This is a genomic window from Paraburkholderia madseniana (assembly GCF_009690905.1).
Lineage (GTDB): Bacteria > Pseudomonadota > Gammaproteobacteria > Burkholderiales > Burkholderiaceae > Paraburkholderia > Paraburkholderia madseniana.
Genome location: NZ_VOSW01000021.1, coordinates 62636 through 75722 on the forward strand (window position 1 = coordinate 62636; position 13087 = coordinate 75722).

Annotated in this window: 16 protein-coding genes; 6 read left to right on the forward strand and 10 right to left on the reverse strand. The window is 59.3% G+C overall.

Features of this window, described 5'->3' with window-relative positions; all coding sequences use genetic code 11:
• The first annotated feature begins 20 nt into the window (after window positions 1–20).
• Entirely contained in the window at window positions 21–1187 is a 1167-nt protein-coding gene (locus FSO04_RS13290) for a patatin-like phospholipase family protein (protein ID WP_154560121.1), read from the forward strand.
• A gap of 71 nt (window positions 1188–1258) precedes the next feature.
• Here FSO04_RS13290 and FSO04_RS13295 read toward each other — a convergent pair whose 3' ends face one another.
• The 7 genes from FSO04_RS13295 to trpS form a co-directional block, all read right to left on the reverse strand.
• A complete protein-coding gene (locus FSO04_RS13295) occupies window positions 1259–3001 on the reverse strand; it encodes a tetratricopeptide repeat protein (RefSeq protein ID WP_154560122.1) in 1743 nt (580 codons plus the stop codon).
• Between the two features lie 68 nt (window positions 3002–3069).
• Window positions 3070–3807: a BON domain-containing protein gene (locus FSO04_RS13300; protein WP_154560123.1), complete on the reverse strand. Its 738-nt coding sequence runs from the start codon at window positions 3805–3807 to the stop codon at window positions 3070–3072.
• Between the two features lie 82 nt (window positions 3808–3889).
• Window positions 3890–4375, reverse strand: coding sequence for an aminoacyl-tRNA deacylase (locus tag FSO04_RS13305; RefSeq protein WP_154560124.1), 486 nt, complete (start codon window positions 4373–4375; stop codon window positions 3890–3892).
• Between the two features lie 152 nt (window positions 4376–4527).
• Window positions 4528–5238 carry a lysophospholipid acyltransferase family protein gene (locus tag FSO04_RS13310; RefSeq protein WP_154560125.1) on the reverse strand — a complete coding sequence of 237 codons (711 nt, stop codon included), beginning with the start codon at window positions 5236–5238 and terminating at the stop codon, window positions 4528–4530.
• 198 nt (window positions 5239–5436) lie between these two features.
• Complete coding sequence (locus tag FSO04_RS47070; RefSeq protein WP_154560126.1) at window positions 5437–5775, reverse strand: hypothetical protein; 339 nt, start codon at window positions 5773–5775, stop codon at window positions 5437–5439.
• Window positions 5776–5889: 114 nt separating this feature from the next.
• A complete protein-coding gene (locus FSO04_RS13320; protein WP_054040088.1) occupies window positions 5890–6174 on the reverse strand; it encodes a hypothetical protein in 285 nt (94 codons plus the stop codon).
• A 146-nt stretch (window positions 6175–6320) separates the two neighbouring features.
• Entirely contained in the window at window positions 6321–7343 is a 1023-nt protein-coding gene (gene trpS / locus FSO04_RS13325; protein ID WP_154560127.1) for a tryptophan--tRNA ligase, read from the reverse strand.
• Window positions 7344–7639: 296 nt separating this feature from the next.
• Between trpS and FSO04_RS13330 the strand changes: the two genes are divergently transcribed.
• On the forward strand, window positions 7640–7954 hold the full coding sequence (locus tag FSO04_RS13330; RefSeq protein ID WP_154560128.1) for a hypothetical protein: 315 nt from the start codon (window positions 7640–7642) through the stop codon (window positions 7952–7954).
• Between the two features lie 343 nt (window positions 7955–8297).
• Window positions 8298–8516 (forward strand): hypothetical protein, encoded by a 219-nt coding sequence (locus FSO04_RS13335; protein WP_154560129.1) that lies wholly within the window; start codon window positions 8298–8300, stop codon window positions 8514–8516.
• Between the two features lie 47 nt (window positions 8517–8563).
• Here the strand turns inward: FSO04_RS13335 and FSO04_RS13340 are convergent, their stop codons facing one another.
• The gene (locus FSO04_RS13340) at window positions 8564–9886 is read right to left on the reverse strand and encodes a TIGR00366 family protein (protein ID WP_154560130.1); all 1323 of its coding nucleotides are present in this window, start codon (window positions 9884–9886) and stop codon (window positions 8564–8566) included.
• A 225-nt stretch (window positions 9887–10111) separates the two neighbouring features.
• Between FSO04_RS13340 and FSO04_RS13345 the strand changes: the two genes are divergently transcribed.
• The 3 genes from FSO04_RS13345 to FSO04_RS13355 all read left to right on the forward strand — a co-directional run bounded on the left by FSO04_RS13345 (window position 10112) and on the right by FSO04_RS13355 (window position 11628).
• Complete coding sequence (locus FSO04_RS13345; protein WP_233464828.1) at window positions 10112–10651, forward strand: 2,4'-dihydroxyacetophenone dioxygenase family protein; 540 nt, start codon at window positions 10112–10114, stop codon at window positions 10649–10651.
• Between the two features lie 80 nt (window positions 10652–10731).
• Window positions 10732–11088, forward strand: a complete 357-nt coding sequence (locus FSO04_RS13350; protein ID WP_154560131.1) for a nuclear transport factor 2-like protein — start codon at window positions 10732–10734, stop codon at window positions 11086–11088.
• Between the two features lie 144 nt (window positions 11089–11232).
• Window positions 11233–11628, forward strand: a complete 396-nt coding sequence (locus FSO04_RS13355; RefSeq protein WP_154560132.1) for a VOC family protein — start codon at window positions 11233–11235, stop codon at window positions 11626–11628.
• Between the two features lie 62 nt (window positions 11629–11690).
• On the opposite strand, the gene FSO04_RS13360 is transcribed toward FSO04_RS13355, so the two are convergent.
• Together FSO04_RS13360 and FSO04_RS13365 are read right to left on the reverse strand one after the other, a co-directional pair.
• Window positions 11691–12668, reverse strand: coding sequence for a helix-turn-helix domain-containing protein (locus FSO04_RS13360; protein ID WP_168435669.1), 978 nt, complete (start codon window positions 12666–12668; stop codon window positions 11691–11693).
• A gap of 144 nt (window positions 12669–12812) precedes the next feature.
• On the reverse strand, window positions 12813–12962 hold the full coding sequence (locus tag FSO04_RS13365) for a DUF2934 domain-containing protein (protein WP_154560133.1): 150 nt from the start codon (window positions 12960–12962) through the stop codon (window positions 12813–12815).
• Window positions 12963–13087 lie beyond the last annotated feature (125 nt).

Sequence of the window (13087 nt, forward strand, 5' to 3'; positions counted from 1 at the left end):
ATTTGTCCGGGAGACCTGCAATGGGCAACAAGACACACGGCAAACGCAACGCTAATGCGGCAGGCCAGTCGGAGGCCGCCCCAGACATTCCCGGACAAGTGGTCCTCGTGTTTCAGGGAGGCGGTGCGCTCGGCGCGTATCAGGCTGGTGTCTATCAGGCAATGCATGACCGCAAGGTCAAACCCGACTGGGTGATCGGCACGTCGATCGGTGCGATAAACGGCGCGATCATCGCGGGCAATCTGCCCGAGAACCGCATTGCGCGATTAACCCAGTTCTGGAACGGCGTGGCGCGCCGTGGCGTCGATGCGGCAAGCTGGCTGTTGCCAGGGCTCGCCAACTGGTCGCGCGACCTGGCAATCGTCACGCAAGGCGTGCCGTCGTTCTTCACCCCGCAACCCGGGTCATGGGCGAATATTCAGGCGCGCGTTGGACCGGAGCGGGCGGCATTCTATTCGACCGAGCCACTGCGTGAAACCCTGTCTTCGCTGATCGATTTCGACTGCCTGAATCGCAAGGCGACGCGGCTGACAGTCGGCACGGTCAATGTCTGCAGCGGACGTATGCGGTATTTCACCAATCGCGACGCGCCGATGGACGTCGAGCACGTGATGGCATCCGCCGCTTTTCCACCCGGCTTCCCTTCGGTGCGACTGGAAGGCGAATCGTACTGGGACGGCGGCATCTACTCGAACACGCCGCTAGAAGCCGTGCTCGATGATCGGCCGCGGAACAGCTCGGTGATTTTTTCGGTGCAGTTGTGGCCATCAAGCGGCCCGGAGCCCGAGTCCATCCTGCAAGTCATGAGCCGGCAGCGTGACATTCAGTATTCGAGTCGCGCGGAAAGCCACCTCGATCGACAGAAGCAGATCCACCGGCTGCGTCACGTGATTCGCGAACTCAGCCAACACATCCCCGAAGAGAAACGCGATACGCCGGAGGTTCAGGCGCTCCTCGGCTGGGGCTGTGGCACGACGATGCAAGTATTGGAACTCGACGCGCCGGCATTCGATAACAACGATTTGAACAGGGATATCGATTTTTCGTCGAGTGGCATCGAGCGACGCTGGGCCGTAGGTTATGAAGACACGATCCGCTTGCTTGAGCGTGCCCCCTGGCGCGAAACACTGGACCCTATGGAGGGCATCTCAGTCTTTCGAATGACCTCCGTGAATAGCCAAAGATAACTCATGAGCTGGCTCGCCGCTGCGGTGCTCGTCATGCACACACTGATCGCGTTTTATATTGTGGGTGCGATCTACGGCGCTTCCGTTGTGTCGAGAAGACGGGCTGCTTCACGCCGGATCTCCTCGGCCTCAAGCGGTCGTTGAGTCTGGCTCAAAAGTGCGCTCAGGTTACCGAGTGTCCGCGCTTCATCCTGACGGTAGGCCGCCGGGGCATCTCGCGACAGAGCCCGGTAAAGGTCCAGCGCGTTCCGGTAAGCGTCTTCAGCCTCGCGTGGGCGCCCGCTGTGACTGAAAAGGACACCTAGATTGTTCAACGTCCGCGCTTCGTCCGGCTGGTAGACAGTCGGGGTTTCCCCCGCGAGCGCACGATAGATCTGCAAGGCCTGCTGATAAGCTTGCTGCGCCTCCTTCGGCCGTTGTGTGGCGCGATAGAGCGCGCCAAGATTGGTCAGCGTGCGCGCGACATCGGGCCGATAGAGTGCCGGACTCTCCCGGGCAAGCTGCTGCCGGATCGTTAGCGCTTCCTTGTAGGCATGCTCGGCTTCGCGGAGTTGCTGCATCGCGCTATAAAGGTTCCCGAGATTGTTGAACGTACGAGCGAGTGCCGGGCGGTAGGCTGCGGGATTGCTCCGCACCAGAACCCGCTGGATGCTCAGCGCCTCGCGATACGCCTGCTCCGCATCGCTCATACGTTGTGTGGCGCCGTACAGGATGCCGAGGTCGTTGAGCGTCGTCGCCATATCGGGTTTGTAGGTCGCGGGGTCGCGATAGGCCAACGCACGATCGATGTCCAGTGCTTCGCGATAAGCATCCGCCGCTTCCTGCAGGCGCTGTGTATCGCGATATAGCACGCCGAGGTTGTCGAACGTTTGTGCCACAGCGGGCCCGTAAGCCACCGGGTTCTGTTTCGCCAGCAGCCAATAGGTCTCCAGCGCCCGCAGATAGGCGGCCTCCGCTTCCTTGGGTCGTTGCAGCCCAACGTAGAGGTTGCCAAGCTTGCCGAACGTGCGCGCAATCTGGGGCTGGTAGGCGGCAGGCTTCTCCCGCGCCAGCAACTGATAGCGCGACAACAGCGTGCGGTAAATCGGTTCCGCACGTTCAAACTCGCGTTGCTCTTGCAAAGTGTCGGCAAGCGCGGTCGCCACGCTGCTATCTTCCGGTTGCAACGCGTAGGCCTTTTCCAGATGCGGCAGGGCATTCTGCGGAGCGAAGCGCAGCAATTCAATCTCGCCAGCCTCATAAGAACGCGCCGCGAACACCTGCGGGGTTCCCTGTTGTTCGGCAAGCAGTTGGGGCAGCAACTGAGATGCACTCTCCAGATCAAAGCGCGCTAGCGCTTCGTCGATGTGCAATTCAAGAGGATCGGGACTTCGTGCGATCGAGAATCTGCGCAGCAGATTCTCATAACGTGCGGCCCATTGCCGGGCTTCGGCCGCGAGATCTACGTCGGGCTGCGCCCTGATTTGCCCGGCAAGGCGCTCGACTAGCGGTTCGACGTTGGAGAACGCGGTATCGGTCTTGCGCCCAACACGGCCCGATTGCGCATACGCCACGCCTAGTATCACGTTGGTTGCGCTCGCGAGCGAGACCGTCTGGGCGTCGGAGAGTTTGGCGCCCTTCACCACGCGATTCAACTGGATGGTCAGGCGATTGAGGGTTTGACCGGGGAGTCCGCAATCCACCTGTACTTTGAGGCCGTTTTTGACATCGACCTCGGAGAACGCCGGAGAACACGAACTCGCCGCGTCAGCAGCGAGGCATCCCACGGACAACGCAACCATCGCAACGCCCGACAAAATCTTGCGCGCACTCATTTCCCGTCACGCCCGCCGTTCTATGGAAAGCAGTAACGTCCGGATTACAAAACGAGCCTGCAGTCAGATCAGGCCCCCACCTGAATACGATTGACGACGCCATCGATCGCATCCAGACACCAGGCGTCCTGTTCCGCCTGCCGTCTTTCTGCTTCGGTCGCCACCCAACCTGCTAGCGTGATCCTGTGATTTTCCACATTGATGGTGATCTGCCCGGCGCGCACACGCGGATCGGTTTCGAGCACCAGGTGCAAAGCCTCGGAAATCTCATCGTCACCGTCGGCTTCGGCGGGCACCAACTCCAGCAGGTTCACCACGTCGCGGCAGCCGCCGACCCACCAGGCAATCACACTCGCGAGGCGCCTGTGGGACAGGCTGCCCACCTGGCCCGTCAAGGTCACGACACCGTCCTCGACCGTCACTTCGACGACGCCGCTGCCGTCGTTGCCCGCCTCGTCCATGGTGCCGTGCAGCACTTCCAGCTGGCCCTTGACGCGCGCACAGATCACGCAGTTGCGAAACTCCACCGTCTGCGCCAGCCGTTCGCAAAGACGCGTGCGTAGCTCGCCATCACCGACCGCCGGGTTGGCGGTAACACGCAGTTGGTCGACCAGACGCGTTCCATCGCAGTGCATCTGGGTCAACTGAAGAAGGCGTTTCTTGGATGCGATATCCGGCACCTCGCCCGCCACGGTCAGGGCGCCGTCGTCGAAGCTCATATGAATGGGATGATTCCGGAGCTTCAGGTGTGATTCACGTTCGAAGGCTGCCATCACCTGCTTCAGGACCGCGTCGCTGCGTTGCATGATCTGCCTCGCGCAAAGGTTCGGTAACGCAGCGCGCTTTATGCTGCGCTGCGCAAGCCTTGCCGCACCCGACGGGCGCCGTTCAACTCGGCGTGCCCGCCATGCGACGAGCGAAGCGTGTCCGCTCGGCCCGGTCCATCAGATCAAGGAATTGATCCGTGTCCATGTGAATCAGCGCTTCGTGATCGCCGGCCTCGAAATAGACGTCCGGCTGACGGGCGAGGCTCTCGTCAAGATAGGTGTACATGCCATAGGCAGTACACACTGGCGGAAGCGCTCCGACGTCGCAATCCTTGAACAGCTCCCGCAGATCGACCTCTTTGGCCAGCAGGAGGTGGCGTCCGGTCTGTGCCCAAAGCTCGGACAGCCGCACGGCGTAGGTCGATGGCAGCACAGCCGCCACATAGCCGTGTTCGTCTTCAAACAACACGGTTTTGGCGAGGCGATCGCCGGGAATATGCGCCGCCGCCGCGGTTTCGATGCTGGAATGGCTGTGCGGATGATGCACGATTTCGTACTGGGAGCCCTTGCTGCGCAGGCACTCCTCAAGAGTGGCAGACATCGACATGACGCACCTCCTCCGGAAGAAAGGAAACGGGAGACTATTGCTCGCGGTCCCTTAAGGATAGGTCGCTTTGGTTCGCATGTGAAAACATGCAAACAGCAGCATGCAAACAGCAGCGCCGCGACTGCGCGAGTGTGACGACGACTGGAACGGTATCAAAGCCGCAGCAGTTCGTCTTTCATCCACTCGTGGACGGCTCGCCCCAGTTCCTGCTGTGACAGGTCCCGAGGAGAGAATGCCGGGCCGACAACCACACGAATTTGTCCGCGGCCGCTGGGCCAGCCTTTCGCCGGCCAGACTTTGCCCGCGTTGAGAACCACCGGAACAGCAGGCACGCCAGTCGCGCAAGCCAATCGAACGCCTCCCGATGTCATTCTCAACGGCGCATCGTGTGGCACCCGGGTCCCCTCCGGGAAAATGACGATGACATCCCCCTTCGCCAGCCTCTCAGCGCTTTCCTGCGTCACAGCCTGATGAGCCTGTCGAGCGGAGCCGCGGTTCAGGCTAACCATGTCAAGGCCACGCAGCACCCATCCAAAAAACGGAATGCGAAGAAGCTCGTCCTTGAAAACAAAACTGATGCGCCGTGGAAAGAGCGCAAGAAATGCGAGTGTCTCCCAGGTCGATTCGTGACGGCACAGTAGTATCGCCGGCCCTTCAGGGATATGTTCAAGCCCTTCTATCGAACATGAGACTCCCGGCAGCCAGCGCATCACCGCCACCAGTGCACGACACCATTGTTTTGCCAACCAGTATCGTCCAGCTCTGCCGACGAAAGGGAACAGGAGCAGTATGGCCATTGAATAAAGTGTCCCGCTACCGAGAACGTAGACGATGAACAGCCATTTAGTGAAAGTCGAACGCATCGGGGCCTGATTAAGATTGGTTTGCGGTGGAACATTCACCGTTGACAGGTGAGACCACGCCGTGACAGATGCGTTCGTATGCCACCCATCTCCAAACGACAGTGGAGTGGTTCGGGACTGGGCTTCCGGGGATGAAAGCGGACGCGTTGGCAGGACCGGCGCGCGATGCCGCAAAGGCAGGAAGAGATGCTCACAAGCCTACGCTGGCGCAAATATCACTGCGCCAACGTCTGCGATGTGAGTGAAGCTTCGAACGAACCGGTAGGTCTGGTCGCCGACCGTTATCCGGTTCAAGCCGGCGTGAGTCAGTTCGAGAATCTCATCAGCCACGCCCACTGCAATAGTTCCGTGACCAGTCAACTCGTTGTCCTCGTCCGCTGGGTCGCCGATGTAGACAGCGCAGACGTCTGTACCGCGGCGCATCATGACGACGCATTCTCCCTCATCCAGCGAGAGTTCGAGATATCCAACCAGCGTCAGCAATGACCCAGGCGTTTGTCCCTGCGGGTCGTAAGCCAAACCAGAATCAGCAGGCATAGTGCCGTCCCCCGTCCAATGCGTCGGTCCTGAAAAGGAAGCTCGCCCCTGGCGGGGCGATGACTCCACTATAGACGCCTACGTTCGAATGCGGGACATATTGGAATGCCCTGGTCAGGACCGCAACACGCCTTTCAGGCGTCCCAGCTCGGCGGGTCTCGTGTATGACCGATACAGTTCGCCAACTGTGCCGAATGCCAGGGCCGGTTTGAGCGTCGCGCCGGGAAGCGCGTCTGCAATCCAGTCAAAAGCATTCATTTCACGTTGAGCCGCATGGACTGCGGCAGTGAGCGCAGTGAGGGCCCGCTCTGCGGAGTGCCCGCCAAGGTCGACGAAGCAGCTCTCAAATGGATGCTTTGTTGCACTCTCGACGTACAACGTTGATTTTCGAACGGTCAAATCAATCTCCTTCGAGGATTGCCCGTCCTGTATATCAACTGAATGTGACAATACATCACGTTGCCCCGCCAAAGCTACGACTGGGCTAGCACGACCGCGCGACGCCCGGCCTGCGCCGGGTTACACCTGCGCGGCTTGCTGATCTTCTACTGTGAGTTCTGAAAGTAATTCAAGCCGAGCGCAGCTTTCACCTCCGATACCGTCGCACCCGCCACTTCCCGAGCGCGCAGGGTCCCGCGACGCAGAACGTTCAGCACCTCCGCGCGGTCGGTCGCCAACTCGCGGCGTCGTTCCCGAATGGGTGCGAGCATCACCTGCAGCCGATCGTTGAGTGCGCGCTTGACCACGCTGTCGCCCAGCCCACCACGGCGGTAATGTGCTTTGAGTTCGTCGACCATCGGTACATCCGGATCGAACGCATCCAGAAACGCGAACACAACGTTGCCTTCAACCTGGCCCGGGTCGTTGACGCGCAGGTGGTTAGGGTCGGTGTACATGTTGTTCACGGCCTTGGTGATTTCGTCCGGGCTCGCGCCCAGCGTAATGGCGTTACCCAGTGACTTGCTCATCTTGGTTTTTCCATCGATGCCCGGCAGCCGCGCGACGTGCGAAAGCACCGCTTCGCATTCGACCAGCACCGGCTTGTCGACCGTGCTGTTGAAACGGCGCACCAGTTCGTTGGTTTGTTCAATCATCGGCAACTGGTCGTCACCGACCGGCACGCGCGTCGCCTTGAACGCAGTGATGTCGGCGGCCTGGCTGACCGGATACGTCAGGAAGCCGGCGGGGATATCCCGCTCGAACCCGCGGAGCACGATTTCCGCCTTGATGGTCGGGTTGCGTTCGAGGCGCGCAACGGTCACGAGATTGAGCAGATACTGCGTCAGTTCCGCGAGTTCGGGCACCTGCGATTGGATGACGATAGTTGATTTGGCAGGGTCGATGCCGACAGCCAGATAGTCCAGCGCGACTTCGATGACGTTGTCGGTCACCTTCTGGTGGCGGCCGACGTTGTCCGTCATCGCCTGCGCATCGGCGAGAAGCAAAAACTGCTGCGCTTCGTTTTGAAGCTGCACGCGGGTGCGCAGCGAGCCGATGTAGTGACCGAGGTGCAAGGGACCGGTTGTGCGGTCGCCGGTGAGGATAACGGGTTGTTTCGCCTGTGACATGGTGAGCTCAGTGTTTGGGGACACCACCAGTCATGCGCGCGCAAAAACAAAAATGCCGCCAGGACTGGCGGCATCACGTTGTAGATGTACGTGTGAAAACGGGCCGCCTGGGTCAGGCGTGCCACCAACGATACAGGTTCAGCAAGATCGGGTTCGTTTCCATCGGATGAGTATAGCGCAGCATGCGTCCCGGAACGGTACCGGTGGACACGGCGCACGAAAAACCTGTATATTTATACAGTATTGCAGGCGCAATTTCACAGCAACGAACTGGCACTTTTAATCGGGGGTGACCCATGGATGTACGCGTTCGCAGGCCCGTCCATCCAATGCCTGAGATGGCCGCCTTCATCGCAGAATTGCGCTCAGCCTTTGGCGACAAGGCGATTGACGATGCAGTCAGCCGCGGAAAATCTGGGGAGCCAGCCTTCTATGCCTGCGAAAACGGCACCGCTGTAGGCACAGCAAGTCCAGCGAACGACAATGTCTGGCACGTCAGCGCTGACATACGAGACCGGCATTATTGTCCCGGCTGCGATGGCGGCTGCGTCGGACAGGGGCTTGGTTGCAAAGAGTGGCTGCAACGGAAAGCAGACAAGGAGAAAGCGTGAAAAGTATTGGATTGGCCGTACTGATGGCGACGCTCACGCCGGCCGTGTACGCGGCTAGCTACACTGAAGTCTGGAATCCACCGGAGGCCCGTGCAACCGCTCCCCATAGGGTCGGTGCTGCACGCAAGCTCGCGGTTCATCGACCCGTCGTTGCTCACGCGGTGGATGTGCATGCGCGGCGCACGCCGACATCCGCACCCAGGCTCCTGGCGAAGCAAAGCCACATACAGAAAACCGCGCCGACAGACGAACCCGATATGTCGGAGATTCCGCGCCAATTCACGCCCGAAGGAAACGTGCTTCGGGTTGATTCTCGCGGCATGTCGGCTGAGGTCACTCGCTGATGGAATTGGAGAGCTACAACGGCTATAGCGTGTGGGGGCACGCCATCCTGCAGCAGGAAGGCATGCTCCAGCCGGAACGGTACGCGGCGAGCGGCACGATCACTCGAAACAACAAGCTCGTTGAAGCATCCGGCGTCCTTGGCTATTTCGATACCGAAGAGCAAGCCCAGCATGCCGGACTTGACTGGGCACGAGCGTGGGTCGATAGCCACGGGTAGACGTACGGTGTGGCGGTCCCCCTCACGTCGAGACGAACCGCCTTTTGTCAGAACAGGTACATGCCGGCCACAAAAATAACGCCCGAGAACAGAAGCGCGGTGACGCAGTAGCCCATGATGTCACGAACGCCTAACCCTGCAATGGCAAGCGCCGGAAGAGCCCAGAACGGTTGCGCCATATTTGTCCAGGCTTCTCCGTAAGCAATCGCCATCGCAGATTTGCCAAGGTCTGCGCCAAGCGCTTGCGCGGCCGGCATAACAAATGGGCCCTGCACGACCCAATGGCCACCGCCGGATGGCACGGCAAAGTTGATCAGTGCCGAGCTGAGGAACGCGAGCAGCGGGAATGTGTGGACGTTGGCGATATCGACAAACCACTTCGTGATGACGCCCGCCAGGCCCGAGTGGTCCATCAGCGCCTGGATACCGGCATAAAACGGAAACTGAATCATGATGCCGGACGCGCCCTTCGCTGCCGCCGCTACCGCGCGTGCATACGCCATAGGGGTCTTGTGAAGAACGATGCCCGCTGCGAGGAACACCAGGTTGACGGTGTCGATATCCAGTGCGAAGCCTTTGTTGATGAACCGGATGACGAGGAAGACGGCGCAGAGTGCTGCCACGAGGATGGCCAGTACACGGCTTTCCTCCATTCGCTCAGCGAACGTCGCGTCGGGAGCAAGCTTGCGCTCTACACTCGGCGGATCCTGCAATAAGGCCGGGTCTACCGTAACCACGTCTTCGGGTTTCGGCATCATGAGTCTTGCCAGGATGGGCAAAAGAATAATGAGGCCGATTGTGATAAACGCGTTGTAGCCCGTAAAGATAGTGTGCGAAACCGGAATCAGACCGACGGTCTTCTCCATCGGATTGCCCTTGGTGGCAGCAACGAGCGGCACAGAGCCAGACAAGCCACCATGCCAGGTCAGGAAACCCATATAAGCACTCGCCACGAGCAGCCGGTAGTCGGTTCCCTTGACGCGTCGGGCGACCTCTCGTGCAAGCATCGCGCCCAGAACGAGACCGAATCCCCAATTGATGGCGCAGGCAACGGCGCCGACAAACGCCACCAACATCACCCCTTGACCTGGCGTCCGGGCAGAACTCGCTAGCGCGACAAGCACTCGCTTGACGGGTCCCGAGCTAGCCAGCGCATGTCCCGTTACAAGAATCATCGCCATCTGCATCGAAAATGCGAGCAGGTTCCAGAATCCGGAGCCCCATAGCATCACGAGGTCGGCAGGCGCTTTCGGCGTCAAACCAAGCGCGAGCGCGAAGGTAACGCCGGTAAGCAAAATGGCAAAAATCAGGGGATCGGGCAACACCCGATGCACCACCTGAGTGAAAAAAGCGGAGATACGCTGAATCAATTGTCTACTCCTCGTCACCTTTATCGATGCGGCCAACTGTCCTTGTTACGGGCCGTAAACCGTATGGACGTAGGCCGCGCGCGCCGATTTTTGCACACAACGAAAAATCCTGCGTCGAGGACGACATTGCTGTTGCAGTCGTCGAGAAGGCGGACGTGAAGCGCGTTGTAATTAAACCGATAAGACGCGTTCTGAGTCCTCCGGTGCGCTGGCAGGCAACTCGACTTGCACTACCGTGCAATCCTCCGGCGCTCTCCTGCGATATCGTTGATTCACCCACAAACCACGCCGAACTCGAATTCGGTTTGGCGAAATCTGGAGACGACGATGGACATCAAACCAAAGGTTCGCGAAGAAGCGGTTCAAATCGATGAGATTCCGTGGAAGCCCTTCCCGGATGCGCTCTCGCAAGGAGGAATCCGCTGGAAGATGCTTCACGCCTCCCCCGAAATGGGTGCATGGACCGCAATTTTTGATTGCCCCGCAGGCTCGTCCTTCAACGCGCATTTTCACGTCGGGCCGGGCGAATATTTGCTGACGAAGGGCCGCATGGACGTCCGCGGTGGTAGCGAGCACGGCGGCGACACGGTCGTCGCACCGGCGTACGGTTACGAGTCTGCCAATGCTCGTCACGACAAAACCGCGTTCCCGGTCGACAGCGAGTTCTACATGACGTTCCTGGGACCACTATCCTTCATCAAGGAAGATGGCACGCCGATCGTCGTGGTGACCTGGGACGAAGCCCAACGTGCATACGCGGGCTGAAGGGACTGCTGTCTACGTCATGTATCGGCAACGACCATCGTTACCGATACATCCCGTTGCTCCTCTCGTGGATACTCGACATGTCAAATCTCTCTGAACAGGCAGAAACAGCAACCAGGCAGGTTCTGGACCATCATCTCGGTGCGTTCGCTCAAGGCGTTGAGGAGATTCTCAAGGATTACGACGACAGCTCCGCCATCGTTACGCCGGACAGGACCTTCCGTGGTCGCGACGAGATCGCGAGCTTCTTCAAGGCATTTCTTGACGGTGCAGACCCAGCGTTCTGGCCGGCGTTCAAGATTACAAGCATGAGCACAATCGGCAACGTAGCGTACCTCGCCTGGGAGGCAAAGCCGTGGGTCACACTCGCAACAGACACCCTTTACGTTAGAGACGGGAAAATTGCGGTTCAGACGTTCACGTCTTTTTCGGCCTGACTCATGCGTGACTTATCGGTGACCTCGTCCGTGACCACATCCGCATCGACGGCGGTGAGACGCTCTGTCGCTTCCCGGTTTAACTGAACGCTCGCGGCGCAGCTCGGCAACTGCGTCGCGCATTGCGCAACTAGGGAGTAAAAATTGGCCAAAATCATTCACGCCATGGTGCGGGTCCACGACCTTGAGCGTTCGCTGCAGTTCTATCAGGACGCGCTCGGGCTGTCGACAAGTCACCGCCTTGATTTCCCCGACTTCTCGCTGGTCTATCTTCGCAACGAAGAGAATGACTTCGAGATTGAACTGACGTGGAACAAAGGCCGCGAGCCGGCATACACGCACGGTGACGGCTATGGGCACATCGCTGTAGCCGTCCCAGAGCTTGAAAATGAGCATGAGCGCATGACGCAGCTCGGTATCCATCCCACGCCCGTGAAGGAATTCAAGCGCGGCGAAGAGATGCTCGCCCGGTTCTTTTTCATTCAGGACCCCGATGGCTACAAAATCGAAGTTCTGGAGCGTTCGGGGCATTACGTGTAAGTGCATGCAGGCAACAACAGGCACGCGGATTGAGCGAAAAGGCTAGCTCCGCCCCGCGTTTGTCATGTCAACTCGTCCAACGAACCAACGCCCACAGTCCTGCGAACATCACCCGGCGAGGCGCCGTACTTCTCCTTGAACGCCCGGCAGAAATGGCTAGTTGAATTGAAACCCCAGCGGAACGCTATCTCCGAGATACGTTGCCGGTTGTAGGCCGGGTCCGTCAGCGCCTGCTTGCAGGCGTGCAGTCGCCTGTCCAGAACCCACCCGGAAACGGTCATGTCGCTACGCTGAAACAGCATGTGCAGGTAACGCAGCGAAATGTGATTTGCCTCGGCAATCCGGGTCGGGTTCAGGTCGTCTTCGTGCAGATGTTGCAGGATGAAGTCCTGCACACGTCTGAGCATCGCCGCGCTGGCGTCGAACGTTGCTGACGGTTGCTGGCCGGATAGCGCGATACCCAGCAGTTCGAGCGTAGACCTGCTGACGGAACCCTGAACGCTTTCGTCGAGTGTTGCGATTTCATTTGAAAGGGCCAGCAGGTGCACAGCCAGCAATGAACCGACGCCTGTGCGGCTTTCGATTTTGCCTCCTGTCGGCGGCTGCTTGCGTTCCGGTAGCCGCTCCCGCATAACCGACCATGGAATCATCAGCGTCACCTTATGCAGGCGCTCGAGAACTTCGAACTCGATGGACTGGTCAGTCGTCCAGACGACTACATCGCCGGACGCGACCTCCACGCCTGAATCGCCAATCCTGAATCGTTCGCGCCCACCCGTGGTGAGTTGCACTCCGACATACAGTTCATCATCGTGGCGAACTTGCCCTCGCGTGCGTTGACCCTTGCAAGGGTCGCATACCGTCTCGACAATCCCGGCTCCCGCGAAATCATGATGTTTGACGTGGGCGTAGAACGTAGCAGGCAGACGATGAGGGACTTGCCACTCCCTGTAGCTGTGACTGAGCACCGACTGCCAGGCGTCTGTGCGGTCACCAGCCGGGACGTCGTTGCTCGACCATTCGGTAGATTGATTTCGCACGTCGTCGCTCCTTTCCCTCGGTTTCACGATGCGCTCGATGACGCGTCCAATTATCCTCCCTTCCGGTTGAATACGTGGAACAGCGTCAACGTTCCGAGCACGGGGACCTCCGCTTAGGAGCTCTGGTCACACCGAACTAACATCTCAATCCGATTCTGCCAGCACGCGATCTGCGCCTAGCTGTTGCCGTGCCTTTGCCCAATATTCCTGGGAACGTCCCTCGGGACTTCCCTCTTTCTCCCACAGATAGAACGCAAGCGTACGAACTTGCTCCTCGGTAACAGGCATATCCATTTCAATCTCCAGAAAAATTTCTTCGATTGACTAGAGCGTCGACGCCCCGGTCAATCAACAAGCAAGTCTGAAAGCCGGGCGCAATACGGCGCCCACCTCTCGAATGTCAGCACGGTCCATTCACG

Excerpts from the sequence above, each read along its gene's own strand:
- FSO04_RS13290 (WP_154560121.1), top strand. The coding sequence starts at position 21 with ATGGGCAACAAGACACACGGCAAACGCAACGCTAATGCGGCAGGCCAG.
- FSO04_RS13295 (WP_154560122.1), bottom strand. The coding sequence starts at position 3,001 with ATGAGTGCGCGCAAGATTTTGTCGGGCGTTGCGATGGTTGCGTTGTCC.
- FSO04_RS13300 (WP_154560123.1), bottom strand. The coding sequence starts at position 3,807 with ATGCAACGCAGCGACGCGGTCCTGAAGCAGGTGATGGCAGCCTTCGAA.
- FSO04_RS13305 (WP_154560124.1), bottom strand. The coding sequence starts at position 4,375 with ATGTCGATGTCTGCCACTCTTGAGGAGTGCCTGCGCAGCAAGGGCTCC.
- FSO04_RS13310 (WP_154560125.1), bottom strand. The coding sequence starts at position 5,238 with ATGCGTTCGACTTTCACTAAATGGCTGTTCATCGTCTACGTTCTCGGT.
- FSO04_RS47070 (WP_154560126.1), bottom strand. The coding sequence starts at position 5,775 with ATGCCTGCTGATTCTGGTTTGGCTTACGACCCGCAGGGACAAACGCCT.
- trpS (WP_154560127.1), bottom strand. The coding sequence starts at position 7,343 with ATGTCACAGGCGAAACAACCCGTTATCCTCACCGGCGACCGCACAACC.
- FSO04_RS13330 (WP_154560128.1), top strand. The coding sequence starts at position 7,640 with ATGGATGTACGCGTTCGCAGGCCCGTCCATCCAATGCCTGAGATGGCC.
- FSO04_RS13335 (WP_154560129.1), top strand. The coding sequence starts at position 8,298 with ATGGAATTGGAGAGCTACAACGGCTATAGCGTGTGGGGGCACGCCATC.
- FSO04_RS13350 (WP_154560131.1), top strand. The coding sequence starts at position 10,732 with ATGTCAAATCTCTCTGAACAGGCAGAAACAGCAACCAGGCAGGTTCTG.
- FSO04_RS13365 (WP_154560133.1), bottom strand. The coding sequence starts at position 12,962 with ATGGATATGCCTGTTACCGAGGAGCAAGTTCGTACGCTTGCGTTCTAT.